The organism is Trichocoleus desertorum AS-A10 (assembly GCF_039962155.1).
Lineage (GTDB): Bacteria > Cyanobacteriota > Cyanobacteriia > FACHB-46 > FACHB-46 > Trichocoleus.
In genome coordinates this window covers 1-24039 of record NZ_JAMPKN010000023.1, presented here as the reverse complement: position 1 = coordinate 24039, position 24039 = coordinate 1, and the positions used below count along the sequence as shown (strand labels likewise).

Here is a 24039-nt window from a genome sequence, read left to right as displayed (position 1 = left end):
ACTGATTTCATTCTAGGTCTAGATTTAATATCTATAAACAGTAAGCTGATCGATTTACCATATTTTTTAATCTTCTTGGGTTATTCAGTAAATACTCAGTTCAGCCAGGTGGTTTGAAGCAGTAATTATGGCAACTCCATCCTCTCAAATTCCCATCATTGATGTCAGTCTTTTAGTGTCTAGTCGCAAGCCAGATACTGTAGCGACTCAAATTCGTCAGGCTTGCTGCAACACAGGCTTTTTCTATGTCGTGGGACATGGCATTGATGAAGCATTACAACAACGCTTAGAACGCCAGAGCCGTCAATTTTTTGCTCAAGATTTAGCGACTAAAATGCAGATCCAAATGGCGAAAGGCGGACGAGCCTGGCGGGGCTATTTCCCGATAGGAGGTGAGTTAACTTCGGGGCAACCCGATCTCAAAGAGGGAATCTATTTCGGGGCAGAGTTAGACGCAACCCATCCAGCAGTTCAAAACGAGATACCGATGCATGGGGCAAACCTGTTTCCAGATATTCCCCAATTTCGTGAAACAGTATTGGAATATTTGGCAGCAATGACCCAGCTAGGGCAAACATTGATGGCTGGAATTGCGCTTAGCCTCGGGCTGGAGGCATCTTACTTCCGCGATCGCTACACCGCTGATCCCCTGATTCTATTTCGTATCTTCAACTACCCAGCTACAAATAATCCGCAGGAATCTTCCTGGGGGGTGGGTGAACATACCGATTATGGTCTGTTAACGATCCTTAAACAAGATGACGCTGGCGGTTTGCAGGTGAAGTCAAAATCAGGCTGGATTGATGCACTACCCATACCCAATTCATTCATTTGTAATATTGGTGATATGCTTGATCTCCTGACAGGTGGGCTATATCGTTCTACTCCTCATCGAGTTAAAAATTTATCTGGTCGCGATCGCTTATCTTTTCCGTTTTTCTTCGATCCCAATTTCGCTGCTGAAATACATCCCATTGAACTCGCAGGAGCAATCATGGATGATAACCAGAGCGATCGATGGGACAAAGCCAATGTTCATGAGTTCCGTGGCACTTACGGTGACTATGTGTTGAACAAAGTTGCCAAGGTTTTTCCTGAGCTACGTCAGCAAGCATTTTGAGCCGCCCTGCTGATTGCCTGGGGCTCCTAGGAAAGGATAACGTTAGCTACTGCCGAAGCCGCTTAAGCTTACGAATAGAAATTAGGCTTGGGGAATTCATCATTCAAAGCCCAATTCCCAATGTCTTGCACTTTGTAATCGACTGGATCGTGCAAGGTAAAGGTGCGGAGATTCCGCCAGTAGCGATCGAATCCATATTTACTACTGGTAGAGCGGGCACCCATAACTTCAAACATACGGTTAGTCACGTCTAACCCAATCCGAGTCGCAGCAACTTTGGCAATGGCGATCGCGATCGCGCATTCTCCCCGTTGTTCGGCACTCAAGCTCCACTGTTGAGGCCACGCGGCTTGGATTAAGTCTCCCGCTTTGTCAGCCAGCAATACGGCGGCTTGCAAGTTCACATACAGATCACCGTACTGTTGCAAAATGTAGGGATCTTGCGTGGCGCTCTCGACCCCTGAGGTTAACCAAGGATGAGTGGCGGTGCGAGTGTAGTCTTTGGCGGCGGCAAAGGCACCCTGGGCAATTCCGAGGTAGATGTTAGCCAGATTGATCTGAGTCAACAAAGCCCGGAAGGTGCTAAAGGGTTGATTGTGACCTGTCCGCTTGCCAAAAATCTCATTGGCCTGCACCACCACGTTCTCAAATGTAATGCTGCCACTATCGGTTTGACGCTGGCCCATGTTATCCCAATCATCTTGAATGCTAACGCCGTTACGCTGAGTGGGAATGGCTAGAACCAGCAGCTCGCCTGTTTCCTGATGAGTGGCAGTAATGGGCAAGATATCAGAATCTTTCGAGCCAGAACAGAAGCCTTTCATTCCGTTGAGCCGAAACTGATCACCGTCAGGCGTCAAAATTGTTCGGCGATCGAGGGGATTGAGCGCATTGCACCAAAACCAGTTGTGCTGCAGCGTATGAGTGTAGTAATAGTCTCGCTGTTCTGCGGTACCAAAGATATGAGGAATCACCACCCCTAAATGGTGGTAAGAATAAACATGGGCGATCGCGGCATCAACTTTGGCAAATTCTCGGCTAATCTTGAATGCGGTAATCCAATCTCCTCCCCCACCACCATACTCGGTTGGGATCATGAGATGCAGCAGACCACTTTCCCGAATTCGATCGCGCTCTTGTTTGGGTGTGCCGCCTGCTTTGTCTCGCTCCACGGCTGTCTTGGCAAACTCTGCGGCTAAAGTCTGGGCGATCGCCAGATAATCCTGTGAGGTGGTTGAATTCAATAGTTGCATAATGCAATCAATCATCAATCATGAACTGTATACTCTGCATCTCCATCAAACCTCAACCGTTAATAAGTGGCTGTCAGGTTCCAACGATCGCTCCTCAACCGTGAGATCCAGAGCTTGCAGGAGCTGCTCCTTCCACTGCTGAAATTGGGAGTCAGTGCGTCTGCGAGGCCGAGGTGAATCTAGCACTAATTCCTGATGGATATGACCAGGATTACTTCGCAATACAATGACGCGATCGCTCAACACCAAAGCTTCCTCAATATCATGGGTGACCAGAATCAGCGTTGGGCGGTCGTATTCCCAAATTTTGAGTAGATGATCTTGAAGCTTCATACGGATGAAGGCATCTAAGGCGCTGAAGGGTTCGTCTAGCAGCAGAATTGAGGGTTTTGTGACCAAAGCGCGAGCGATTGCCACTCGCTGAGCCATCCCACCCGAAAGTTGACGGGGTAGCGCTTGGGAAAACGCCATCAAGCCGACACGCTCTAGAATGACATCGGTTAGCCGTTCTTTTTCTTTCTGAGCAACACCTTCCAAGCCAAATTGCACATTCTCTCGCACAGAGAGCCAGGGCATTAGGCGTGGCTCCTGAAAGATAATGCCAATTTTGGGATGTGGGAATGCGATCGCTTGTTGATCAATCAAAACCTGGCCTAGTGTGGGAGAGTCGAGGCCAGCGATCAGTCGTAGCAATGTGCTTTTGCCGCAACCGCTGGTTCCCACTAAACTCACAATCTCACCTGCAGCAACGGTCAGATTGATCTCTTCTAAGGCAATAAATTGGTTTGAGAACTGTTTAGCAACGCCTTCTAGTTGGAGCATTTCCGTTACCTCTGTGAGCTGTAAGCGTCTTGCCAGTAGAGCAGGCGTTTTTCCATGGTTGCCAGAGCCGTATCTGTCAGTTTCCCAAACAGGGCAAATAACAGGATGCTAGCTAGAATGATCTCCGGGCGACCTGTAGTTTGACCATCCACCAACAAATAGCCTAATCCCTGGCTAGCTCCCATCATTTCCGCCGCCACGACAAACATCCAGCCCAGCCCCAAGCCGCTGCGTAGTCCCACCGTATAGGCAGGCAGCGTTGCAGGGAGAAAGATGCGCCAAATCAGTTGCAGACTGTTTAGCCGATACACCTGACCCACTTCCACCAATTTGCGATCGACCCCCTGCACACCACTCATGAGATTCAAATACACCGGAAAAAACACTCCGACTGCAATTAGGGCAATTTTCGAGGGTTCCTGAATTCCCATCCAGAGAATAAACAGCGGCACCCAAGCTAGAGAGGGAATGCTGCGGAGGGATTGCAATAGGGGATCAAGGAACTGGCGAGCAGCCCGAGAGTAGCCCGTCAAGGCACCGAAGATCGTCGCCATGCCACTGCCGATGACAAAGCCAAAGGCAACGCGGTATAGCGTGATGCCAATGTGCTTCCATAAATCTCCCTTGAGAGCTAACTGCCAAATGGCAGCAATTACCGTAGAAGGAGCAGGAAGAAGATTGGGAGGAAAGACTCCCATGCGAGATAAGGCTTCCCACCCAATTAGGAGGAGCACAGGCAAAACGAATCCTCTTACTCCAGCCGAGCGGAAGCGCCGCTTGCGAGATACAGCAAGCTTCCCTAGCTGGAGTTTTTTATGGACAGTAACCGATCGCGATCGCCGAGATGTCTGGATGCTCATGAATCTAGCGACTGGCAACCTTGGCGATGAATTGGGGATCGATTAATGTAGTAACGGTTTGCTCCACATTCACGGCATCCTGAATCACCCCACTCTTTTTCAGCACGTTCCCTGCCGCCAAAATCACCTGTTTCTGCTCCTCGCCAATCCGCGAGTTCGATAGATCAGTGCGTTCTAGCTGTTTAGCTGCCACAGTATCTGTCAGTTTCGCTTCCCGCACCAAAACCTGCTTTAGTTCTGCGGGATTTTGCTGCGCCCATTGACGTGCTTTTTCATAGTTGGCTAAGACCTGCTCTACATACTTGGGATATTTCTGAGCAAACTCCTCGCGCACATTCAGGACGCCGTAGCTGTTGAAATCAGGATTGCGAAAGAACAGTTTTGAGCCTTTTTCTAGCTCTGTTTTTGCCATGTGAGGATCAAGTCCTGCCCAGGCATCCACGTCTCCTTTTTCCAACGCCGCCCGACCATCAGCATGTTGCAACTGGACTAACTCAATATCCTTCTCGCTCAAACCCACTTGATCCAGCGATCGCAACAGAAAGATATAGGGGTCAGTCCCTCTTGTGGCAGCAACTTTCTTACCTTTCAGGTCAGCCACGGTTTTAATCGGTGAATCGGCACGGGTGACCAAGGCTGTCCATTCTGGTTTGGAATACACATAAATGGACTTGATCGGGTTCCCATTCGCTTTGCCAATCAGGGCAGCGGCACCTGCGGTAGAACCAAAGTCAATACTGCGGGCGTTGAGAAATTCCAATGCCTTGTTGCTGCCCTGGCTCAACACCCATTCCACCTGCACATTCTCTGGCTTCAGGTCTGTCTCTAGCCAACCTTTCTGCTTCAGAACCAGACTCACTGGATTGTAATATGCGTAGTCTAGACGAATGGTATTGGGGCGGTCAGCGGCAGCTTGGTTGCTACTACAACTGCTCAAGATCGAAAAACAGAAGACACAGGCAATACCCATTAACCAAATGGGAAAGCGCCTGAAAAATGAATCATTGCGACGAATCATTATCTTTCATCCAATCCTATGCAGGAGCCAGTTCTTTGGATGCTGCCTGAGCTTGAGTTACGGCGATCGCTAACTCTTGGATGGAGAGATTCAGCCGTTGCTCAACTTCATCATCCAGTTGAATACCCCCCTCTTCCAAACGCTGAATCTGCTTGTCGACTGCGTAGACTGTGCTGATATACCGCCGGGCACCCAACTCTGACAGCACAGGTTTGAGGGAATAGTCAATCGAGAGATAGTGAGCGAGCGTGCCTCCTGTGGCTAAAGGCAGCACTACTTTTCCGACTAGTGCCTTCTGCGGTAACAGGTCTAGAAATGCCTTCAACACTCCCGTATAAGAAGCTTTGTAGATGGGAGTCGCGATGATTAAACCATCCGCTTTCTCAATCAGGGCTTTGGGTTGTTCCAAAGCAGGACTATCATAGCGACCATAAGCTAAATCTTCAGCGGCAATGTCGCGCACCGAGAGAATCCCAGTTTCAATACCCTGCTGTTGTAGGCGCTGAGTGGCATCCTCCAACAAGCTGTAAGTGCGGGAAGGATGAGAAGGGCTACCTGCGATCGCTAAAACATAAGCCATAGTGACAAAACCTCGTTAATTAATCTACAGTTGCGAGTGTGGTTTGAGTATCTAACTGTTTGGGGTCAACTTCGTTAGCCACAATTTCACCAAAGGGGCTAAACATGACATGCTGTTGGGTGGCAGGCTGATTTTCTAAGGGCAGCCAAGGAAACAACAACTCTGCGGTTCTGTATGCCTCTTCCAGATGGGGATAGCCCGATAGGATAAAGGTATCGATACCCAACTCGGCATACTCCAGCATGCGAGCAGCCACCGTATCCGGGTCGCCCACCAACGCTGTCCCTGCCCCACCTCTGACCAGGCCAATTCCAGCCCATAAATTCGGGCTAATTTCCAGCGCTTCACGACTACCATGATGCAGATGGGTCATGCGGCGCTGGCCTTCCGAGTCCATTCGAGCATAGGCTTTTTGAGCTGCGGCGATTGCAGATTCATCCACATACCGAATCAACTGCTCAGCCGCCTCCCAGGCCGCACTTTCGGTTTCTCGCACAATTACATGCAAGCGAATGCCAAATTTCAGCGTCCGTCCCTCTACTTCTGCCAGTCGGCGCACCGCCGCAATCTTCTCAGCCACCTGAGCAGGCGGTTCTCCCCAAGTGAGGTAGACATCGACATGCTTTGCAGCAATTTGTTGAGCAATGGGAGATGAGCCGCCGAACCACAGTGGCGGATAAGGTTTCTGGATAGCCGGAAACAGCAGTTTGCTGCCCTGAACATCCAGATAATCTCCTTTGAAATGAGATTCCTCTCCCTTTAAAGTCGCCCGCCACACGGTTAGAAACTCATCAGTCAAACGGTAGCGATCGTCATGGCTGAGATGTACGCCATCGCCTGCCAACTCGACCGGGTCACCGCCTGTCACCACATTAATCAACAATCGCCCTCCCGATAGGCGATCGAAGGTGGCTGCCATCCGAGCCGCAACTCCCGGAGACATCAGACCTGGACGAATTGCCACTAGAAAGCGCATTCGCTGGGTATGAGAAACCAGTGTCGATGCCACAACCCAAGCATCTTCACAAGATCGTCCCGTTGGCAGCAGTGCCCCTGTGTAACCTAGATGATCGACTGCTTGAGCAATCTGCCTGAGATAGGGGTAATCTGTGGTTCGCCCCCCTTCAGCTGTTGCCAGGTAGCGACCGTCTCCATGCGTTGGAATAAACCAAAGAACTTGCATTGCAGTCGTTGACGAAAGTGAAACAATCCGCCTGAGCTAGAAGCTTTTGAATTGTCTAGTCAATAAACTACAGTTACTCTACCGATTAACCGTAGTTTAAGCGTATAGGTCAGGAGTATCGCATAGATAGCTGAGCCAATCAACCCCTTTCTGTTTTTTCCGAGCGAGCTTGCAACTGCATCCTTTTGCGCTACCAAGCAGCAGCAGGCAAGCACTTCAATGGTATCTTGAGGTGCCGAAGCTGCAAATGGAGGGAGCGATTGGTTGATAGGCCTGTGAATCCATGACTGCAAATCGGTGAATGCCTGCCTGATGCATGTGTAATTGCAGGTCTAAATCAGGATCGAGAAGACGTGCCTGTAGTTGTTGAAGAAATGGCTTTCCCAGCCTCTGAGCTGCAACCATGGGGGGCATGGGGCATGGGCCGATGGATTCAATAATTCGCAATTGATTAGATAAATCGGGGATATCTCGTATTGCTTGCTCTAAAACGGTACTATCGATCGCTGCACAATCTACCTTATTCTTGGCGACCCATTGAATTGAATACTCATGAGAACCAGATGCCACCGTCTGGCTAAAAAAAGCTCGTGAATATTGCTTTTGAAATAATCGATGCCAGAGTAGATGGTAACCACTGTTAGAACCAAGATCGTTGTAACAAAAGGTTTTGCCTGCCAACTGCTCCAATGCCCTCACTTCGCTAGCCGCATTTACAATCACATCTGCAAAATAGACAGACTGGTTTTGATAGCGTTCAGCTTGCATCACCGGAGCGACTACTGCTTGTAACTGAGCAGGAGCAACTTGATAATGTCGAATAAAGGGGAGACCACAGATAAAAGCAATATCGAGTTGATCCTGGAGCAAAGCTGGATCAGCGAGTGGGTCATACTCAGCTTGCACTAGGCAGATCTCGATATCTAAACTTCGCTCTAAATAAGCAATCACTGCCTGGTAAAACCAAAATAAATTTGGAGCCAAATAAGAAACCGCTCTCAGGGGACTAGGCAACATACTGATTCCTTAAATATTTCTCTAATCGCTATAGCTGTCCTAAATTATGTGTGAGATTAGCGGGTTGTGAGAGGCACGCTCCTAGGGGCTGCCTCTCACAACCCATTTGGGATTGCTATAGACGTTTTGCATCATCCCTGCGACAGGCGAGCTTTGAGGGCAGTCTATCATTAAACACCGATAACCCTATCAACTTATCGGTGTTTGATCTTGCCATTTGTTGAAGAGTTGTGGAATACTGAATCTAGAAAGTACTATATTCCGACTGACTTACCGTAGATTTTGTTTCCAGAGTTAGTGTTTGCTACTAACTCTGCTTCAGTGTGGTGATTTGTAGTGTGAGAGAGTAACAATGCTTCGAGATATTCAAGGATTAGAAGTCACGACTCATTCGCTCGTGGCGATCGCAGCTATTAATGCCTTTATTAACCAAGCTCTACAGTATGGCCGAGAGGCAAAACTCGCCATTTTCGAAGCCTTAAGTGCCGATCCAACCTGCGCAATTGCCAATGCGTACGCTGCAGCTCACTACTTGTCTCAAGAAAGCGCGATCGCACGGCAACAAGCCATTCCTTATCTCCAAGCAGCCCAAACTTACAGTCAGTCAGCTACCGAGCGGGAGCAGCTTTATATTCAGGCGATCGCAGCTTGGGCCAAAGGGGCTATTGATACAGCGATCGCGGTTCATGAAGCGATCGCTGAGGACTATCCCCAAGATTTAATCTCTGTACAACAGGGGCAATATCACTACTTTTATCGAGGCAACAAAGTTGGGTTGCTGAAAATTGCCGAGAAAGTTTTGCCAGTTCATTCGAACCAGCCAGATTTGCTTTCAATGCTCGCGTTTGGGTTGGAGCAATGCCATCAGTTGCCGGAAGCAGAAGCGATCGCCCGCGAAGCCACTCGCCTGAAGCGGAACAATCCTTGGGCGCATCATGCCGTTGCTCACGTGATGGAAACACAAGGGCGGGTGGTAGATGGAATTGAGTGGATGGAGAAGCTTTCGGATACCTGGGAGCATTGCAATTCTATGCTCTACACCCATAACTGGTGGCATGTTGCGCTCTTCTATGGGCAATTGAGCGAGACTACTAAAGTTTTGTCCCTCTACGATCAGCATATTTGGGGCAAAGCTCGCCGAGATTCTCCTAAAGACCAGGTTGGAGCGATCTCCTTACTGCTGCGTCTAGAGTTCCAGTCAGTTCCTGTTGAAGAACGATGGGATAATTTAGTCCCCCATCTATTGACGCGTCTACATGAGCACTCGCTGCCCTTCCAGGACCTCCACTATATTTATGCCTTAGCCAAAGCCAATCAAGCAGACTTGGTTCATGAAATGTTCACTAGTATGACTGCTTATGCTCAAACGCTAGACTCTACAGCCCGCAGGATTTGGACTGTAATCACTCTTCCGGCAGCGCAGGGAATGATTGCCCATGCTAGAAATGATTGGGAAGGGGCGATCGCCTATCTTAAACCTGTGTTGTCAAAATTGTGGGTTGTTGGTGGCAGTCATGCTCAGCAGCAACTATTCCATCAGCTTTATAAAGATGCAGTATTGCGGAGTGAGGCAGAGTCTAAAATGGCTGCTTTATCTTGGTCACCCTCATTAAGGATCAAAACTGCCTGACTAGACATGCTTGGCACTGCTCACCCTTAAGCCAGTGATTTAAGCGAGGCGAAACTGTCAGCGCTGAGTCATACAAAATAAGGCTGAAACGCCTTTTGGCATCTTGATATTCATATCTAGCTTAACCTTCCGAGAAGTAAATACAGTAAGTCGATGGATTTGTCGTAGTTTCTATGATATTTTCGATAAAGTCGCAATACCCTATCGGAAAACCGTAGTAATCGAGTAGGAACTTGAATAGTCAAAATTACGCCCTAATGGGGCTGTCTTCTAGAGTCAAGTACGCGCTGCTAGCTCTATTGGAATTAGCCAGTCATCCAGCTAGCGCTCCTCCTCTCACAATCGGAGAAATTACGGGCAGACAAGCCATTCCCGATCGTTACCTCGAGCAAATTCTGACTAGTCTGCGCCGGGGGGGCATCGTTCAGAGCCAGCGAGGTTCTAGAGGTGGGTACACCCTCGCTCGTGAAGCTTGGCAAGTTACATTGCTAGAGATCGTCGTTTTAGTGGATGGCGATCGCAAAGAAACAGAATCTAATGAGACTCCAACCATAGAGCGAGACATCGTGCGCGAAATCTGGGAGCAGGCGAGCGGTCAAGCCCAAGCCGTTTTAGGCCGTTATACGCTGCAAAATCTAGTCCAGAAGCGAGATGCACGTAAACAGAAAAACCCGATGTACTATATCTAACTTTAATCTTTAATTCTGGCGGGCAATCCAGACTGCTTTCTGGCTACCGCCTCCCTTGGCTCGTTCAGCAAGGTTAGAAACAAGAAGGCTGACTAGCGTAGCTTCTTCAGCTCGCCCAACTCGGTGTACTGGGGCACCCAACCATCCACAGTGGTAAAGTAGCGGACAGCCTTAAACTCAAGTGAAGCGGTAGGACTAAACCAGTGCTCTACGCCAGCCGCAATTTGGACGTAGTCTCCTGGCTGCACTAGGAGCTGTACCTGTTGACCATCAAGCTCTATAAAGCTAAAAATTGCCTCTCCTGACAATATGTAAAGCGCTTCTGGAGCCTTGTGTGTGTGGTATCGGTTGTAGGTGCTGATGCTGTGGAGCTGAGAGGAGCCAGGGTGAAACACCAGTAGGTCAGACCAGAGATAGCTAGTTTCTTGCTTCAGCGATCCAAGTTGGCGATCGCAGAGCTCCAAGATTTGACGCTTTTCCAGGTCTGGTAGAACATCCTCAGCTAGTAAATCGGCCCAGTGTTGCGGAGCTTCTAAGCTGTAGTGCTGGAGCTGAACGTTAAAAAGAGCAAGTTCACGAACAATCTCACTAGAATTACCGCAAACTTTGCCGTTGCTTAGCTGTAGGATCGCCATTACAGAGGAATTAATTTACTTTCAAAAAGTATAGGCGACTTCAGATTGGGATACAATCATTTCCCTGTAGGCAAACCGGGGATTGTCAAGCTTTGGTAGCATTTAGCTGTATTCCGAAGTCTCTGCTTCCAAGTCCTTAAATAAAGCAGTACTCAAATAGCGCTCCCCAAAGCTCGGCTGCACCATCACAATCAACCGTCCAGCATTTTCTGGGCGCTGAGCCACTTGAATCGCTGCTGCCAAAATTGCTCCGGTAGAAATGCCAGACAAAATGCCTTCCTCGCGGGCTAATCTCCGACTGTAAGCGATCGCAGCTTCATCAGAAACTTGCAGGACTTCATCAATCAGTTCTAGGCGCAAGACTGGGGGAATAAACCCTGCCCCGATTCCTTGAATCTTGTGCTCTCCGGGAGCACCACCTGTGAGAACCGCACTATTGACAGGTTCGACGGCGATCACCTGTAGCCCTGATTTGCGAGGCTTCAGCACTTCCGCAACGCCTGTAATGGTGCCACCCGTTCCGACCCCCGCCATAAAAATATCGACTTCCCCTTCTGTATCTGCCCAAATTTCTTCAGCCGTGGTTTCTCGATGAACCTGAGGATTAGCAGAATTGCGAAATTGCTGTGGCATAAAAGCGTCGGGAAGGCTAGCAACAATGGCTTCTGCTTTCGCGATCGCCCCTTGCATCCCCTCGGTGGCTGGGGTGAGTACCAGTTCGGCTCCATAGCCTTTCAGCATTAGTTGCCGCTCCAGACTCATCATTTCTGGCATGGTCAAGATCAAGCGATAGCCTTTAGCCGCAGCTACCATAGCCAAGGCAATGCCTGTATTGCCCGATGTAGGCTCTACTAAAACTGACTTGCCCGGATGAATCAGCCCTTCTGCTTCCGCCGCTTGAATCATGCCAATACCAATGCGGTCTTTGACAGAAGACGAGGGATTCAGACCTTCTAGTTTCACAGCAATTCGAGCCACACAACCTTCGGCTTGAGGAATATGATTGAGCTGCACTAAAGGAGTCTGACCGATCAGGCAGGTAATATCACGAGCAATTTGCATGGATTCTGATAGACCTAGGGCTAGACGAGCAAATGCACCTTGAACAGAAGTAACCGTAAACCTATCGGCTTACCGTACTTTAGGCAGGTAAAAGTAGTATAACAACTAAAGCTTTACTGAGCCCTTAAAAACACGGTAATCCTATCGAGTTTGCGTGATTAAGCCATCAGCATGTAAAATACTGTAAGTTTATCAAGATGCCGTAGTTTGTATGCATAATCTCAACGAGGCCAGCGAGCAGCCTGATCAGCAACAAGACGCCACTCCAGAGGTGTTTTGGCAAACTGTTCAGGAAAAACTCAAAGGAATTACGCCCAAAAAGTTACGAGGCGGCTTTCTAATTTTGATCGGATACCTATTGTCTCCCCTCTGTTGGTGGAATGACTTGGTGTTTAACCTACCAGTTGCCTACTTCTTTGGTTATGTTTGCAGTCTGTTCGCTGAAAAATTATTTACTCCTGGCTTGATCGCCGGATATTGGCTCTCCAATATTATTGGTATTTTATTGATGCAACTAGGCACAGCCGATATGCTCCAAGAGCAGCCAAAAGAGCAGAACTTAAAAAAAGAATTGTTGATGGGTATCGGTTCTTCAACAGTTTACACTCTAGTCATTTTGGCCCTGGTGCAACTGAAAATTTTAGATGTTCCAGCCATTTTTTCTGATCTAAAGTCGATTGACCTCAGTTCACTTTTACAACTAGTGACATTAAAAAGTTAACTGATAACTTTGATACCGCTTCGTATCGACTTGTCTGTATTGCCTTGAGAAATTGCAGCTGATTCAAGGTCAAGCACAGCATCTACCTAGCATCTACCAGGATTTTTGACACCGAAAGCATCTTCTTCTCGTTCGCTGACCAAGCTAGAAAACTGTTGCTGAGCGCTATGTTCATCACCTCAGCTATCTATGCAAAATGGCTATGTCTAACAGGTAGGCGTGATGAAGGCTAACAAGTAGGCCTGACACAGAAGACGTAGCTTTTGAAAAGCTTTTGTTTTTAACTATGTATCCTAAGGCCACAGTATGAATTACCCTCTACTATCATGCCTGAGTTTTTTTGTGGGAATTGTAGTGGGTTTAACTGGAATTGGAGGAGCTTCTCTGATTACCCCCATGCTGATCTTTGTCTTTCAGGTTCCAGCTTCCATTGCAGTCAGTTCTGATGTGGTTGCTGCAACGTTAATGAAAGTCACCGGAGGCGTTCGGCACTGGCAGCAACAAACCCTGGATGCAACAGTCGTAAAATGGTTGGCGATCGGAAGTGTGCCTGGTGCCTTAACAGGGGTTGGTATCCTGCACTGGCTGAGGCATATCGGGGAATTCAATTTAGACGCTATTTTGCTGCGGTTGATCGGAGTGGCCATCTTAATGGTTACTGTAGCAGCGCTCGTACAACTGTTATTGCTGTCCTTTGTACCCGGCTTAAAATACCCTTCTTTACCTAAGATCGATTTAGAAACGACCTTAGGACGAGCGGCGGCGATCGCGATCGGAGCCATCTTGGGTTGTGTGGTGGGTTTAACCAGTGTCTCCTCCGGCTCCATGTTTGCCCTAGCACTGATTGCCTTCTTCCGCTTAGATGCTCGCAAGCTAGTTGGCACTGATTTAGCTCAAGCAGCCATTCTCTTAAGCTTTACTGCTTTAGGACACCTCACCCTAGGGACAGTTGACTGGAGCTTGGTAATCCCGATATGGATAGGATCATTACCGGGCGTTTTAGTAGGGACTAAACTTTGCCAACTCGCACCACAACGCGCCCTGCGGTTTGTTGTGTACATGGTTTTAGTCATGGTGAGTTGGAAGCTAGCCCATCAGGTCTAAAGTATCCTTAGGTTTAGTTGTTCATCTTAGAATCCATCTTTTTATCCTTCCATGTCTTCTCAAAGAGCTTTATCATCTAACTTTGGCAAACTTCTGCAAACTTTTGGTCGTTTTGTTCAACTATGGTTGAGCACCCATTGGCGATCGCTCCTATTACTTTTTCTAGGAGTCTTTTTGCCATTACAGCTTGCTATCCTTTTGGCGGGCCAGATTCAACTGCAAGAAGGTGGCCTACCTTGGGATGTCTCTATTTTGCTGGCGATTCATTCTACAGCACAAGCCAACTTGGACTCGCTGGCCCTGACCTTAACTCAGTTTGGCACGCGCTGGGGAGTGTTTCCCGTCTCTACAGCTCTGGTGATGGCAATGTTTTTCTTGAAGCGCTGGCGATCGCTGATTTATCTCCTGATCACGTTACCAGGAGCCATGCTGATTAACCGTACTGCCAAGGAGCTACTGCATCGAGTACGCCCCCACCTATGGGACTCTACTTTTCCCCCAGAACCAGAATTCGCTTTCCCCAGCGGTCATGCGATGGCTAGTATGGCTTTTGTAGCATCCTTAGTTGTTTTAACTTGGGGCAGTCGTTGGTGTGGTTGGGTGACTACCTTGGGCAGTTTATTTGTCGTGGCGATCGCTTGGACACGGTTGTACTTAGGGGTTCACTATCCGAGCGATATTGTAGCGGGGTGGATGGTTTCCATTGCTTGGGCGATCGCCGTCAGTTTAGTCGTCAAGCCTCACTTAGCCAAGTTGAACCCAGAAACTTTAAGTCCTGAAAACAACGAAGTGTCAGCGACACAGGAGTAAGTTGCCACTCGTTATTCGACGATCACACTACCCAATGATTCTAGCGGAATTGTAAACACATAATAGATGACTCCAGCCCCCAAGATGACGATCACCAGGGTGGACAAAATCACCCAGCGGTCTGGGGGCGCATAAGTATCTTCTTCAATATCTCGGCGCACAGTAAAATAATGTTGAGCTGAAAGCAACACCATCAACAGCCCTGCCGCAGAGAAGGCTAAACCTAGCTTCCAGCCGTTACCAGGCGGTTGGGGGGCGAGCGGTGGACGCAGAATTCGCAAACGGACAATCAGCACACCAAAACCCATCAAGGCGATCGCACTTCGCATCCAAGCTAGGTAAGTGCGCTCGTTAGCTAGGTGATCCCGGACTCGATTAGGATTAAGCCGTCTTGGTGGTTCGGCATCTCCTTCTGTTTTAGTGGATTTAAATAGTTGCATCGATAGCGTCTCCCTGAACTCAATTCGCAGTAATAGATCGGCGTCCCTTACTATAGAACATTTGACTGAACGCCCAGCAAGTTAATGTGTTGGTTTAAGACACCATTCTTGTACTGGGCGTTCAGGTCAGCAGCTTAGTTTAGCTAGTATGCCATCAAGGTTTAGTCTTCAATTGGAGCATTAGGAGCGGTGGCTCCAATATCTGCTAGAGACAGATTTGGAATGGACCAACCAGGTTCGCTAGCTGTAAACACTTTGGCCGGAGAAACATTAAACTCAAGTACACCACTGTTTGGATTGCTCTTAGCGATCAACTGAGTGCCATCTACAATTTTAAAGGCGATCGGCTCTGCTAACTCTTCCGCTTGAGCGTTAGGAGTTAAAGCGACTTGAGCCCCGCTAGGAAGATAAACGCCACTGCATTTCCAATCATCATCTGTGACCTGACCATTACCTAAAAAGTAAAGTTGCGGTGTGGGAGATTTCTTGGGTTTGCTGGCATAAACGGCGATCGTTCTTCCCGTTTCATTCCGGCACTGAGCCTGTTCCTTTGCTGTCTCTAAAACATACTTTTGAAATTGCAAATCAGCCAGTTTCTGCTGAACTTCCTCACCCCTGTAACCTGCTTGATTGGGGGAGTTCTTTGCTTGCAAAAGTTCATCTAAGGCTTGAGTCACCTCAGCATAGTCAGATCCCTTGGTGAAGTTAGGGTCTGCCCAAGCCGGAGGAGCGATCGCTAAGCTCACTAACAAAGCCAAAGCTAAAAGCGCAAGTCTGAAAAATTTCATGATGATCTCCTTAGTTTGAAATTAAACTGTTTTCCAGCAGCTACATGCTGCTTTAGATGGAAAATCTATGAGATTAGATGGGTTGGAACAGATGATAGCTACGGGGAGGAAAACGCTGGCAATAGACGGTAAGTCCCGCTCTCAACCAAGATGTAAAGCCCCAGTCCAATCAACACGAAAGGCACGATCGCCTGACCATAAGCCGTGAGCAGGCGGGCTACGGCTGGCTGTCGAGTTAAGCGCTCAGCGATGTAGCACCAAACACCAACCAAGACAAAAAAGACGCTCAGGATAACCGCTAAACTGGCTGGATCGCTACTCGCCAACAACGGTACATAAATCCCGATATTGTCTCCCCCATTTGCCAATGTCACAGCAGCGACATGGTAGACCTGAGGCACAAGCAAACCTAAGTAGCTAGGCACTCCTGAGGCAACTGCTTTCTCTAAACTCAACTCATCTGTGACCGTCTGGACTTGAGTTCCATTTTGTTTTCGGTTCAGCCAATGACTGATGCCAATCACAATGGGTACGAAACCCAAGCAACCAATCCAAGCTTTAGGAATGACGAGACCGCCTAGAAAACCGGGAAGACAGGCAATCATCAACGTCGTGAATCCTAAATATTGACCCCAGATGATATGTTTGGGACGAAAATTAGCATTTACCTGAGAGAAAAAAAGCATCAGGATTACAATGTCATCAATATTGGTGGCGGCAAAGGCAGTAACCCCGGTAATCACGGCTCGTCCAAACCAGTTCATGATGCTCCTGCGGCAAGGCTACTACTTGTGCTCAATTGGGGAGTGCGCCTGCGGCATCGGGACAGCCTGAGCTGTGCATTCAGCAATACCAGACGAGTATTGCATGGAATTCCGACTCAGCGTTGTGACGAAGAGAACACCCATTACTAAAGCCAGCACCGCCAAGCCTCGGTTTTCTAAGGTGCGGCTGTCTACTAGAATCAATGCTCCCAACCCAACTAGAACAAAAGGAACTAATTGGTTTCCATATCGAGTCAGGGCATCTGCGATCGCAGGCACCTGAGTCAGACGGTAAGCCAGGTAGCACCATGCCCCCACTAACGTAAAGAACACACCTAAAATAGCCAACAAACTTTCCCAACTACTACTAGCAAACAGAGGCATATAGATGCCCACATTGTCGCCGCCATTCGCAAAGGTGACTGCTGCCACACTATAGGTTTGGGGAGAGAGAAAACTAGTTAGCCAAGACTTCTCGGTGGGCTGGGTAATTTCCTCATCCGCCTCATCTGCCTCATCTTGACTGAACCAGCGGCTAAGACCGATCGCGATTGGAACGAGACCTAGTAGGCCCACCCAATCGCGGGGGAATAAGAAGCTACCAAAGAAACCCGGTAAGCTAGCTAAAACGAGAACCCCAAATCCTAGGTATTGCCCTGCTACGATGTGCCGTCGTCGCAACACACTATCTACTTGGGAGAAGAACAGGAGCAAGATCAAAATATCATCAAGATTCGTAGCAGTGAAGGCAGTGAACCCAGTCGGCAATGCAGTCAGTAATTCGTTCATCTTGATTAGCGCTTAATTGTCTTTACTACAGAGATCAGTTCAGAGATAAATTTTGTGGAATCAGGGTTGTGCCCAGAAGAATTAGGTTTCATCTGTCAGCGAGGGGATGACTACAGGGCTAGGGACAGCAAACCTGGCATGCGTCTCTTCAATCCTTGATTTCATCGTTCGCACAATTTGAGGAGAGCGGAGGCTTTGCATGACAAACCAGCCGCAAGTCACAGTTAGATAGAGCAGGAACAGATAAGGAAAGGCATCGTAAGGAGCTTCGGGAACTGGGAAAATCTGGCTACCCGGAACACCGACGCTCCCCAGGACCGGGATCATCATGAAGCCAACGCCCAGAACTGAGAACAGTACATCCCGTGGTCGGAGCTTTTGAATTTTATAGAGATATACGGGAGCAGCGATCGATATGAGAATGTATACCGTCAAGAACCCATAGGTACAAATGGCTCCCAGATAACCCATGCTGTCGAATAATTTGACATGGAAGAGGGATAGGCAGGCAGGAACCAGAAACATGACAAGCGCCGACATCGTAATGGCAATATGGGGCGTCTGGTTGGAGGAGTGAGTCTCACCTAGGGAAGCAGGGAACAAGCCATGACGGGACATGGTCAAAAACACTCTCGCTGCTGGGTTAATACTACCTAGCACGCAAGTAAAGAAACTAAACAAGGCGCTAATTGCAATCAGCTCTCCCAAAAATCCCAAGCCAAGTTGTCTAGATAAATAGCCCAAAGGTTCTTCAGTCGTAGCTAGGGAAGCGGAAGTACCACTAAAACCTAGTATCTCGATGTAACTCATGAGGGTGAAGAATAACCCAGCTAAGATGGCGCTGCCCATCACAGACTTAGGGATGGTCTTTAGCGGGCGCTTGGCTTCGTCTCCTAAAGATGTCGCGCTTTCAAAGCCAGAAAATCCAAAGACCACCAGAACCAGCCCCATCGCGATTCCACCTGGCTTCGCTCCTTGCAGCGTCAGTTGCGAGAAGTCGATCGCAAACCCTGCATGAGCCCAAATTAGAATGCCTAAGAGGAGGATGAGAGCAATGGAAACTCCTTCTAGCCACAACATTGCCATTGCTGAAAGCTTAATATCTTTGTAAGCTGCATACCAGGCCACCCCAGCGCCGATCGCTAATAAAGTCAGGCTAGAAGGATGGATGCCCAAATGCCCCAGTAACATAGTGCTGAAGTTGGCGAAGCCACACAACACTGACATACCAGTAAACAAATAGGCGAGAACCAAACTCCAGCCGCAAATTACACCCGCCGTTGGGCCTAAACCTTTAGCAATGTAAGAATATAACGAACCCGGAGAAGCGGAACAACTCGCAAACTGATTGATGTTAATGCTGACAAACATCAACCCAATCATGCCAATCAGAAAACTCAACCAAGTGCCATTTCCCGCGATCGCGACAATCAAACCTAAGTTGGAGGCAGGGATGGTAGTGGGAGCAATGACCGCAACTGATTGGGCCAACACTTCACCGAAGGAGAGGCAATTTGGCTTTAAGCCGTGGGCACTCTGCTCAGATTGAAATTCACTAGTCATGGATGCAAATCCCCCAGTATGCAAATGTATCCTTGGAAGTTTGGCCACTCCCGATGGGACCGGTGAGCTTTGCTTCAGCAAGGATGCATTGCCAAAAGCACTATGTTTACTCTAGTCAAGAAGACCCATAGAAGCTAATGTTCTTTTTTGTTGGTTTAATAAATAAAAGTAATCAACTCTAGATCGCTCATGTCTGCTCATCTGCTCCAATGCTTTGAGAGACTGCAAAATCCTAGCTGCTGTTGTGATCCCCTGGAACCAACAGCAGCAGAGGCATAAAGCTAAAGATGACAAACCCCGATGAACCCATCGCTTTTAAGGTATTTCTAGGAGTTTACTTTCCTTAACAACGTCTAGCAGGGAGCGTTAAAAGCCAACTATGACACTGGAGCAATTACGGATATTTTTGGCTGTGGCTGAGCAATTACACTTTACTCGCGCTGCTGAAGCACTTTTCATCACTCAACCAGCAGTCAGTGCCGCCGTCCAAAGCTTAGAAACAGAGTACAGTGTCAAACTCTTCCATCGCATTGGTCGGCGCGTGGAAATTACGGAGGCAGGCAAGCTACTCCAGGAAGAAGCGCAAAAGATTCTGGAGCAAGTCGCTTTAACTGAACGCGGTTTACGGGAATTGAATAACCTTCAACGGGGTGAGTTGAAACTAGGCTCAAGCTTGACGATTGGTAATTACTGGTTGCCAGGAAAAATTAGTCAATTTAAGCGTCAGTACCCAGGAATTAACGTCATTTGCACCCTTGCTAATGCTGAAGAGATCTGTGAAGGCACAGCCACCGGATTATTTGATTTAGGCATTGTCAGCGGTGAGGTGAAACCTGCGCTCAAAAGCTATTTAGCTGAGGAGGCTATTGGCAGCGATCGCCTGCAAGTAGTGGTAGGCAAATCCCACCCTTGGTTTGAGCGCACCAGAATCTCAGTTCGTGAACTCAACGAAACCACTTGGGTCATGCGAGAGCCTGGTTCGGGGGCTCAACAGATGTTTGAGCAAGCTCTACAGAGTTGGGGGATTGAGATCAGTGAACTAGATGTAGTTTTAGTTCTAAGCAGTAGCGAGATGGTCAAAGCGGTGGTGGAGAGCGGAGTAGGGGCCGCTGCGATCCCAGAACTCATGGTGAGAAAAGAGATCGAACTCTCTACCCTCCAAGCAGTACAGATCACCAATAGTCGCAAAGGTGCAGGCTCCATTCTGGAAATTATTCAACCCGTGCTGAAACTGAAACACCAACAGCGGTTTCAAACCCAAATTGCGATCGCTTTTGAGCAAATGTTAAAGGGTTAATCAGGATTTAAGCGTTGCTTACCCAATTTAACCAGTTGCTTCAAATCGAGGAGTTTGGAGGAACCATCATCTCCCATAATCAGAGGGAGATTGCCATTCCATTTCTCGATCGCCTGCTTTTGTAATAACTCTGGGGTTAAACCCTCTCGCAGCAAGTTCTGGGCTTCTGCTTCTCCTTTGGCTAAATTTACCTTAGCTTTTGCTTCTCTAGCTGCCTTGAGAGCCACAAATTCTGCTCGTTTGGCTTCTTGCTCTGCCACTTGTTTAGCCTCCACCGCATTGCTAAACCGCTTAGAGAAATGTACATGCACCAGAGAGATGTCATCAACTGCAATGTGATAAGTGCCTAATCGCGTTGTCAGAGCCTGGTCCACTGCCGCTTTGACCTCTCCCCGTTTCGTAATTACTTCCTCGGCTGTGTACATTGCCACTACTGCTTTCAGCACCTCTTCGACGGCAGGGTTAATGATCGTCGTAACAACTGTCGCTTCATCCCCGATTTGTTGAAAAATTTTGTCCACCTCCTCAGGGATAATATGCCAGTTGAGGGCGACATCAGTATAAACATCTTGCAGATCCTTGGAAGAAGCTTCAGCAGAGATTTCCTGATTTTGCACTCGCACACTCAGCTTCTTAACGGTATTAATGCCAGGAACAATCAGATGAATTCCTTCCCCCAACACAGGTTCTTGCACCCTGCCAAACTGCATCAGCACCCCCCGCTCTCCTGCATTGACAATGACAAAGAAAGTAGAAAGCAAAGCTGCTAACAGAACAGCGATCAGAACTCTACTAGCAACATACGCATCTTTATTTTTCTTGGTAGCTGGCTTAGCATTTTGAAGAGGGGGGGCAGATTCCAAGGTCATAGCAAGACAAAATTAAAGTCCGGACAAAGAGTAGTTGCAAGGGTGAGCCCATCAAGAGATTAGAAGCTATTCACAGCTATCTACTTAATTCAACGAATACTCTGGAAAAGTTTTCACTTGCTTAGGGATGATATGGACATCTTGGTGCCGTTCTAGGTTCAGTTTGTCAAAGTCTTCCCGCGCCAAGTAAGCCGTTACCCCCCGACCTGAAGGCAACATTAACTCCACCTGAACTTCCCAACCTAGGTGAACAATCCGCTCAATCTTGGCAGGCACTGTATCCTCAGTGGCATAGGAGCGGATCACCAAATCATGAGGCCGTAAAAAGACGCGATCGCCTTGTATGCCTTGGTTTCTTGGTAAGATGCCAGCATTCGCGGGGAGCACATTCACCGGACCAATGAAACTCATCACAAAAGGAGACGCTGGCGAATCATAAAGCTCTGCCGCGCTACCAACTTGTTCAATCCGACCTTCGTTCATGACCACAATCTGATCAGCCACTTCCATCGCTTCTTCTTGATCATGGGTGACAAACACAGTGGTCACATGGACCTCGTTATGCAGTTTCCGTAGCCAAGTCCGCAGTTCCTTACGAACTTTTGCATCCAGAGCCCCAAAAGGTTCATCTAACAGCAAAACTTTGGGTTGAACTGCCAATGCCCGTGCTAGCGCCACCCGCTGCCGTTGACCCCCGGAAAGCTGAGAAGGATAGCGATCGCCCAACCCTCGTAATTGCACCAAGTTCAGTAGTTCCTCAACCCGATGACGAATTTGGCTAGGCTTAGCTTTACGAATTTCTAACGGGAAAGCAATGTTCTGCCGAATGGTTAGGTGCTTAAACAGCGCGTAATGCTGAAATACAAAACCAATTCCCCGGTCCTGGACTGAGCGGTAGGTGGCATTTTCGCCAGTCAAAAAAATTTCTCCAGAGTCAGGTTGCTCCAATCCAGCAATCATCCGTAGCAAAGTTGATTTACCAGACCCCGAAGGACCTAGAAGAGCAACTAAGGACCCTGTCTCAATATTCAGGCTCACATTATCGATCGCGTGAAAGGAGCTAAAATGCTTGTCAACGTTTTGAACAGAAATACCCACGACAACTCTCCCGAAACCCAACTTACAAAATACGGTTAGTCTATCGAGTTAACGTATTTTATACAAGCATAAGGCTACCTTTAGTTTTGGTAGCCAACCAAAAGGTAGAGCCACCGAACTCTGCCGCTAGACTCAACACCTAAGCTACCTGGAACTGTTTAAGAGTTATAAAACAATGAATTGTCAGGTTTTCCTGACATAAGCCGCTGATACAACTACGAGTTTCGTCATACTTCTTAGTCTGCCTAAAAACCTGAAATGACTCCTAAAACGCCTGAAAGGGTTCTTAATTCTGCGTTTCACCAAATCCCACTACAACTTCTTATAAAGTTACTTATCTATATAATTTCCTGCTGTTCTCAAAATTTTTAAAGTAAATCTAAGGCCAGATTCGTCTATGAGTCCGAGAGGCAGCCCGAGAGGCCAGAATGATCACTAAATCAGCGTGATTTGCAGAGCCCTATTTGCCAAGCCCCTATAAAGATTTCTGGCTCCCTTAGCTTCTAATCCCCCTTAATCTCCGGTGAATTTCTGGGATAGAGGCAGCAATTCCCGGTAAATGGAGCGGCATTCTGGCCTTCTAAATGGGGGGTTTAGCATCTCCATTGACTTTGCTGAGAAGGTAGGAATACGCTTCTAAATAAGCACCCAAAGCAATTGTCCTTATCTCAAAAGAATATAGAGGTAAATATGATGACTGATTCTATGAATACTGAATTAACTGAGCTAAAAGTCTGTATCGAAGTTTGCACCGATTGCCACAACATGTGCTTAGAAGTCATGACTTACTGCTCAGATAGAAGCTGTAAGTACATCGATGTTTCGATGATGTCTATGCTTCGCGATTGTGCTGAGATGACAATGATGTGCATCAACATGATTGCCGATGGTTCTGAGTTTGCAGGTAGAACCTGCCAGCTTTGCGCCGAGATGTGCTTCAAGTGCGCGATCGCTTGCGACGAAATGCATGATGACAAAATGACAGAGTACGCTGCCATTTTCCGCAAGTGCGCTGAGCATTGCAAAGCGATCGGTTTAATGTCCGCTGCTTACTTCCGTAGAGCTAATCTGGAAGTTGAAGCAGTATCCTAATTAGTTGTCTCTGAAAAATTTGTCTCGTGTCAACCATCGGCTCTTGGCAGCTGTTAGGAGTGTGGCCAGGAAAGAAAACTATAGCGCTTGGCGATCGGGTTCGGCGATCGCCAAGCGCTATAGTTTTCTTTCCTCAAATCAGCATCGTCTATGGCTGATTTTGAACTTAACCCAAACTCTCTGGCCTTCGGTAATACGAATAGATCCTCAATCTTCGCTTCTCACCCTGTAGACTACAGGGAATAGTAAGTAGCTGGCCAGAATTAAACTTAAAACGCTCTAGAGTATAGGCACCGCTAATGTCAATCCATTCACACCCATAAGAACGGTAAGCAGCTAGCCAGAATTAAACTTACAGCGGTTATCAGATGGATAAACCACAGTGAGCGAACCAACCCAAGACATCCTCCTCGGAAATATACTCGTTGATAATTCGCGTTAACGCTTGATCCAGTGCTTCATGAGTTCGAGCCTTCGCTGAACGTAAAAGTTGCTTGAGTTTCGACCAACATAATTCAATGGGTGAGAGGTCAGGAGAATAAGGAGGTAAAAACACCACCTTTGCTCCCACGGCTTCAATTGCCTCTTGGGTAGTGCAATTTTGTAAAGGATGTAGAAAAATTAGGTTATCTCAACAACATGACAACTTGGTTCTGATCATTTCGTTTAGATGGCTCCAACATGATTGTCGAGCTTTTTGGAGAAGGACAATGTTTTCCTCACTAGGCGAGAGATTCGTTGTCGTAACGTGTTGTTGAACCGCTCAATATAGCTCGTCAACCCTGTCTCCTTACCAACGGCTCGGTGCCGCTGGCTCAGCAGTGCAACCGGGTAG

26 protein-coding genes and 1 pseudogene are annotated in these 24039 nt (G+C 47.9%); 9 read left to right on the top strand and 18 right to left on the bottom strand.

All coding sequences use genetic code 11. The annotated features are described in order from the left end of the window. Positions 1–127 precede the first annotated feature (127 nt). Entirely contained in the window at positions 128–1120 is a 993-nt protein-coding gene (locus NDA01_RS22425) for an isopenicillin N synthase family dioxygenase (RefSeq protein ID WP_348229706.1), read from the top strand. A 68-nt stretch (positions 1121–1188) separates the two neighbouring features. Here NDA01_RS22425 and NDA01_RS22420 read toward each other — a convergent pair whose 3' ends face one another. From NDA01_RS22420 to NDA01_RS22390, 7 genes are all read right to left on the bottom strand, one after another. Next, on the bottom strand, positions 1189–2373 hold the full coding sequence (locus NDA01_RS22420) for an acyl-CoA dehydrogenase family protein (RefSeq protein WP_348229705.1): 1185 nt from the start codon (positions 2371–2373) through the stop codon (positions 1189–1191). Positions 2374–2418: 45 nt separating this feature from the next. Continuing rightward, a complete protein-coding gene (locus NDA01_RS22415) occupies positions 2419–3195 on the bottom strand; it encodes an ABC transporter ATP-binding protein (protein ID WP_348229704.1) in 777 nt (258 codons plus the stop codon). A 5-nt stretch (positions 3196–3200) separates the two neighbouring features. Further along, positions 3201–4055 carry an ABC transporter permease gene (locus tag NDA01_RS22410; RefSeq protein ID WP_348229703.1) on the bottom strand — a complete coding sequence of 285 codons (855 nt, stop codon included), beginning with the start codon at positions 4053–4055 and terminating at the stop codon, positions 3201–3203. Between the two features lie 4 nt (positions 4056–4059). Further along, the gene (locus NDA01_RS22405; protein ID WP_431193490.1) at positions 4060–4992 is read right to left on the bottom strand and encodes an aliphatic sulfonate ABC transporter substrate-binding protein; all 933 of its coding nucleotides are present in this window, start codon (positions 4990–4992) and stop codon (positions 4060–4062) included. Positions 4993–5089: 97 nt separating this feature from the next. Continuing rightward, complete coding sequence (gene ssuE, locus NDA01_RS22400) at positions 5090–5653, bottom strand: NADPH-dependent FMN reductase (RefSeq protein WP_348229702.1); 564 nt, start codon at positions 5651–5653, stop codon at positions 5090–5092. 19 nt (positions 5654–5672) lie between these two features. Next, on the bottom strand, positions 5673–6836 hold the full coding sequence (gene ssuD, locus NDA01_RS22395) for an FMNH2-dependent alkanesulfonate monooxygenase (protein ID WP_348229701.1): 1164 nt from the start codon (positions 6834–6836) through the stop codon (positions 5673–5675). A gap of 216 nt (positions 6837–7052) precedes the next feature. Continuing rightward, positions 7053–7853, bottom strand: coding sequence for a PhnD/SsuA/transferrin family substrate-binding protein (locus NDA01_RS22390; protein ID WP_348229700.1), 801 nt, complete (start codon positions 7851–7853; stop codon positions 7053–7055). A gap of 352 nt (positions 7854–8205) precedes the next feature. Between NDA01_RS22390 and NDA01_RS22385 the strand changes: the two genes are divergently transcribed. Both NDA01_RS22385 and NDA01_RS22380 read left to right on the top strand, forming a co-directional pair. After that, the gene (locus tag NDA01_RS22385; RefSeq protein WP_348229699.1) at positions 8206–9483 is read left to right on the top strand and encodes a tetratricopeptide repeat protein; all 1278 of its coding nucleotides are present in this window, start codon (positions 8206–8208) and stop codon (positions 9481–9483) included. Between the two features lie 233 nt (positions 9484–9716). Then, a complete protein-coding gene (locus NDA01_RS22380) occupies positions 9717–10172 on the top strand; it encodes an RrF2 family transcriptional regulator (RefSeq protein ID WP_242017149.1) in 456 nt (151 codons plus the stop codon). 92 nt (positions 10173–10264) lie between these two features. Here NDA01_RS22380 and NDA01_RS22375 read toward each other — a convergent pair whose 3' ends face one another. Both NDA01_RS22375 and cysK read right to left on the bottom strand, forming a co-directional pair. After that, the gene (locus tag NDA01_RS22375) at positions 10265–10807 is read right to left on the bottom strand and encodes a cupin domain-containing protein (protein ID WP_348229698.1); all 543 of its coding nucleotides are present in this window, start codon (positions 10805–10807) and stop codon (positions 10265–10267) included. Between the two features lie 102 nt (positions 10808–10909). After that, positions 10910–11869, bottom strand: a complete 960-nt coding sequence (cysK, locus tag NDA01_RS22370) for a cysteine synthase A (RefSeq protein ID WP_190554856.1) — start codon at positions 11867–11869, stop codon at positions 10910–10912. 211 nt (positions 11870–12080) lie between these two features. Here cysK and NDA01_RS22365 point away from each other — a divergent pair, with 211 nt between their 5' ends. The 3 genes from NDA01_RS22365 (at position 12081) to NDA01_RS22355 (ending at position 14504) form a co-directional block, all read left to right on the top strand. Further along, the gene (locus NDA01_RS22365) at positions 12081–12590 is read left to right on the top strand and encodes a DUF7980 family protein (RefSeq protein ID WP_348229697.1); all 510 of its coding nucleotides are present in this window, start codon (positions 12081–12083) and stop codon (positions 12588–12590) included. Between the two features lie 306 nt (positions 12591–12896). Next, the gene (locus tag NDA01_RS22360; RefSeq protein ID WP_348229696.1) at positions 12897–13694 is read left to right on the top strand and encodes a sulfite exporter TauE/SafE family protein; all 798 of its coding nucleotides are present in this window, start codon (positions 12897–12899) and stop codon (positions 13692–13694) included. A gap of 51 nt (positions 13695–13745) precedes the next feature. Further along, positions 13746–14504 (top strand): phosphatase PAP2 family protein, encoded by a 759-nt coding sequence (locus tag NDA01_RS22355; protein ID WP_348229695.1) that lies wholly within the window; start codon positions 13746–13748, stop codon positions 14502–14504. A gap of 11 nt (positions 14505–14515) precedes the next feature. On the opposite strand, the gene NDA01_RS22350 is transcribed toward NDA01_RS22355, so the two are convergent. The 5 genes from NDA01_RS22350 to NDA01_RS22330 all read right to left on the bottom strand — a co-directional run bounded on the left by NDA01_RS22350 (position 14516) and on the right by NDA01_RS22330 (position 18848). After that, complete coding sequence (locus NDA01_RS22350; protein ID WP_190442434.1) at positions 14516–14944, bottom strand: YidH family protein; 429 nt, start codon at positions 14942–14944, stop codon at positions 14516–14518. Positions 14945–15105: 161 nt separating this feature from the next. Then, positions 15106–15732, bottom strand: coding sequence for a hypothetical protein (locus tag NDA01_RS22345; protein ID WP_348229694.1), 627 nt, complete (start codon positions 15730–15732; stop codon positions 15106–15108). Between the two features lie 98 nt (positions 15733–15830). Next, complete coding sequence (locus tag NDA01_RS22340; RefSeq protein ID WP_348229693.1) at positions 15831–16496, bottom strand: cadmium resistance transporter; 666 nt, start codon at positions 16494–16496, stop codon at positions 15831–15833. A 21-nt stretch (positions 16497–16517) separates the two neighbouring features. Next, positions 16518–17285, bottom strand: coding sequence for a cadmium resistance transporter (locus NDA01_RS22335; RefSeq protein ID WP_348229692.1), 768 nt, complete (start codon positions 17283–17285; stop codon positions 16518–16520). Between the two features lie 81 nt (positions 17286–17366). Further along, the gene (locus tag NDA01_RS22330) at positions 17367–18848 is read right to left on the bottom strand and encodes an APC family permease (RefSeq protein WP_348229691.1); all 1482 of its coding nucleotides are present in this window, start codon (positions 18846–18848) and stop codon (positions 17367–17369) included. A 379-nt stretch (positions 18849–19227) separates the two neighbouring features. On the opposite strand from NDA01_RS22330, the gene NDA01_RS22325 reads away from it, so the two are divergent. Then, the gene (locus NDA01_RS22325; protein ID WP_190442425.1) at positions 19228–20145 is read left to right on the top strand and encodes a LysR substrate-binding domain-containing protein; all 918 of its coding nucleotides are present in this window, start codon (positions 19228–19230) and stop codon (positions 20143–20145) included. Here NDA01_RS22325 and NDA01_RS22320 read toward each other — a convergent pair. Together NDA01_RS22320 and NDA01_RS22315 are read right to left on the bottom strand one after the other, a co-directional pair. Next, positions 20142–21014, bottom strand: a complete 873-nt coding sequence (locus tag NDA01_RS22320; RefSeq protein ID WP_190554849.1) for a prohibitin family protein — start codon at positions 21012–21014, stop codon at positions 20142–20144. The genes NDA01_RS22325 and NDA01_RS22320 overlap by 4 nt on opposite strands. Positions 21015–21098: 84 nt before the next feature. Further along, positions 21099–22112, bottom strand: coding sequence for a sulfate/molybdate ABC transporter ATP-binding protein (locus NDA01_RS22315; RefSeq protein ID WP_348229690.1), 1014 nt, complete (start codon positions 22110–22112; stop codon positions 21099–21101). Positions 22113–22802: 690 nt separating this feature from the next. Here NDA01_RS22315 and NDA01_RS22310 point away from each other — a divergent pair. Both NDA01_RS22310 and NDA01_RS22305 read left to right on the top strand, forming a co-directional pair. Then, entirely contained in the window at positions 22803–23204 is a 402-nt protein-coding gene (locus NDA01_RS22310; protein WP_190442418.1) for a four-helix bundle copper-binding protein, read from the top strand. Positions 23205–23265: 61 nt separating this feature from the next. Beyond that, entirely contained in the window at positions 23266–23436 is a 171-nt protein-coding gene (locus NDA01_RS22305; protein WP_348229689.1) for a hypothetical protein, read from the top strand. 207 nt (positions 23437–23643) lie between these two features. On the opposite strand, the pseudogene NDA01_RS22300 reads toward NDA01_RS22305, so the two are convergent. Both NDA01_RS22300 and NDA01_RS22295 read right to left on the bottom strand, forming a co-directional pair. Then, positions 23644–23793, bottom strand: a pseudogene (locus NDA01_RS22300) (transposase); the annotation flags it as partial. 77 nt (positions 23794–23870) lie between these two features. Then, the coding region (locus tag NDA01_RS22295; RefSeq protein WP_348229742.1) for an IS1 family transposase at positions 23871–24039 on the bottom strand (169 nt) is incomplete at its 5' end.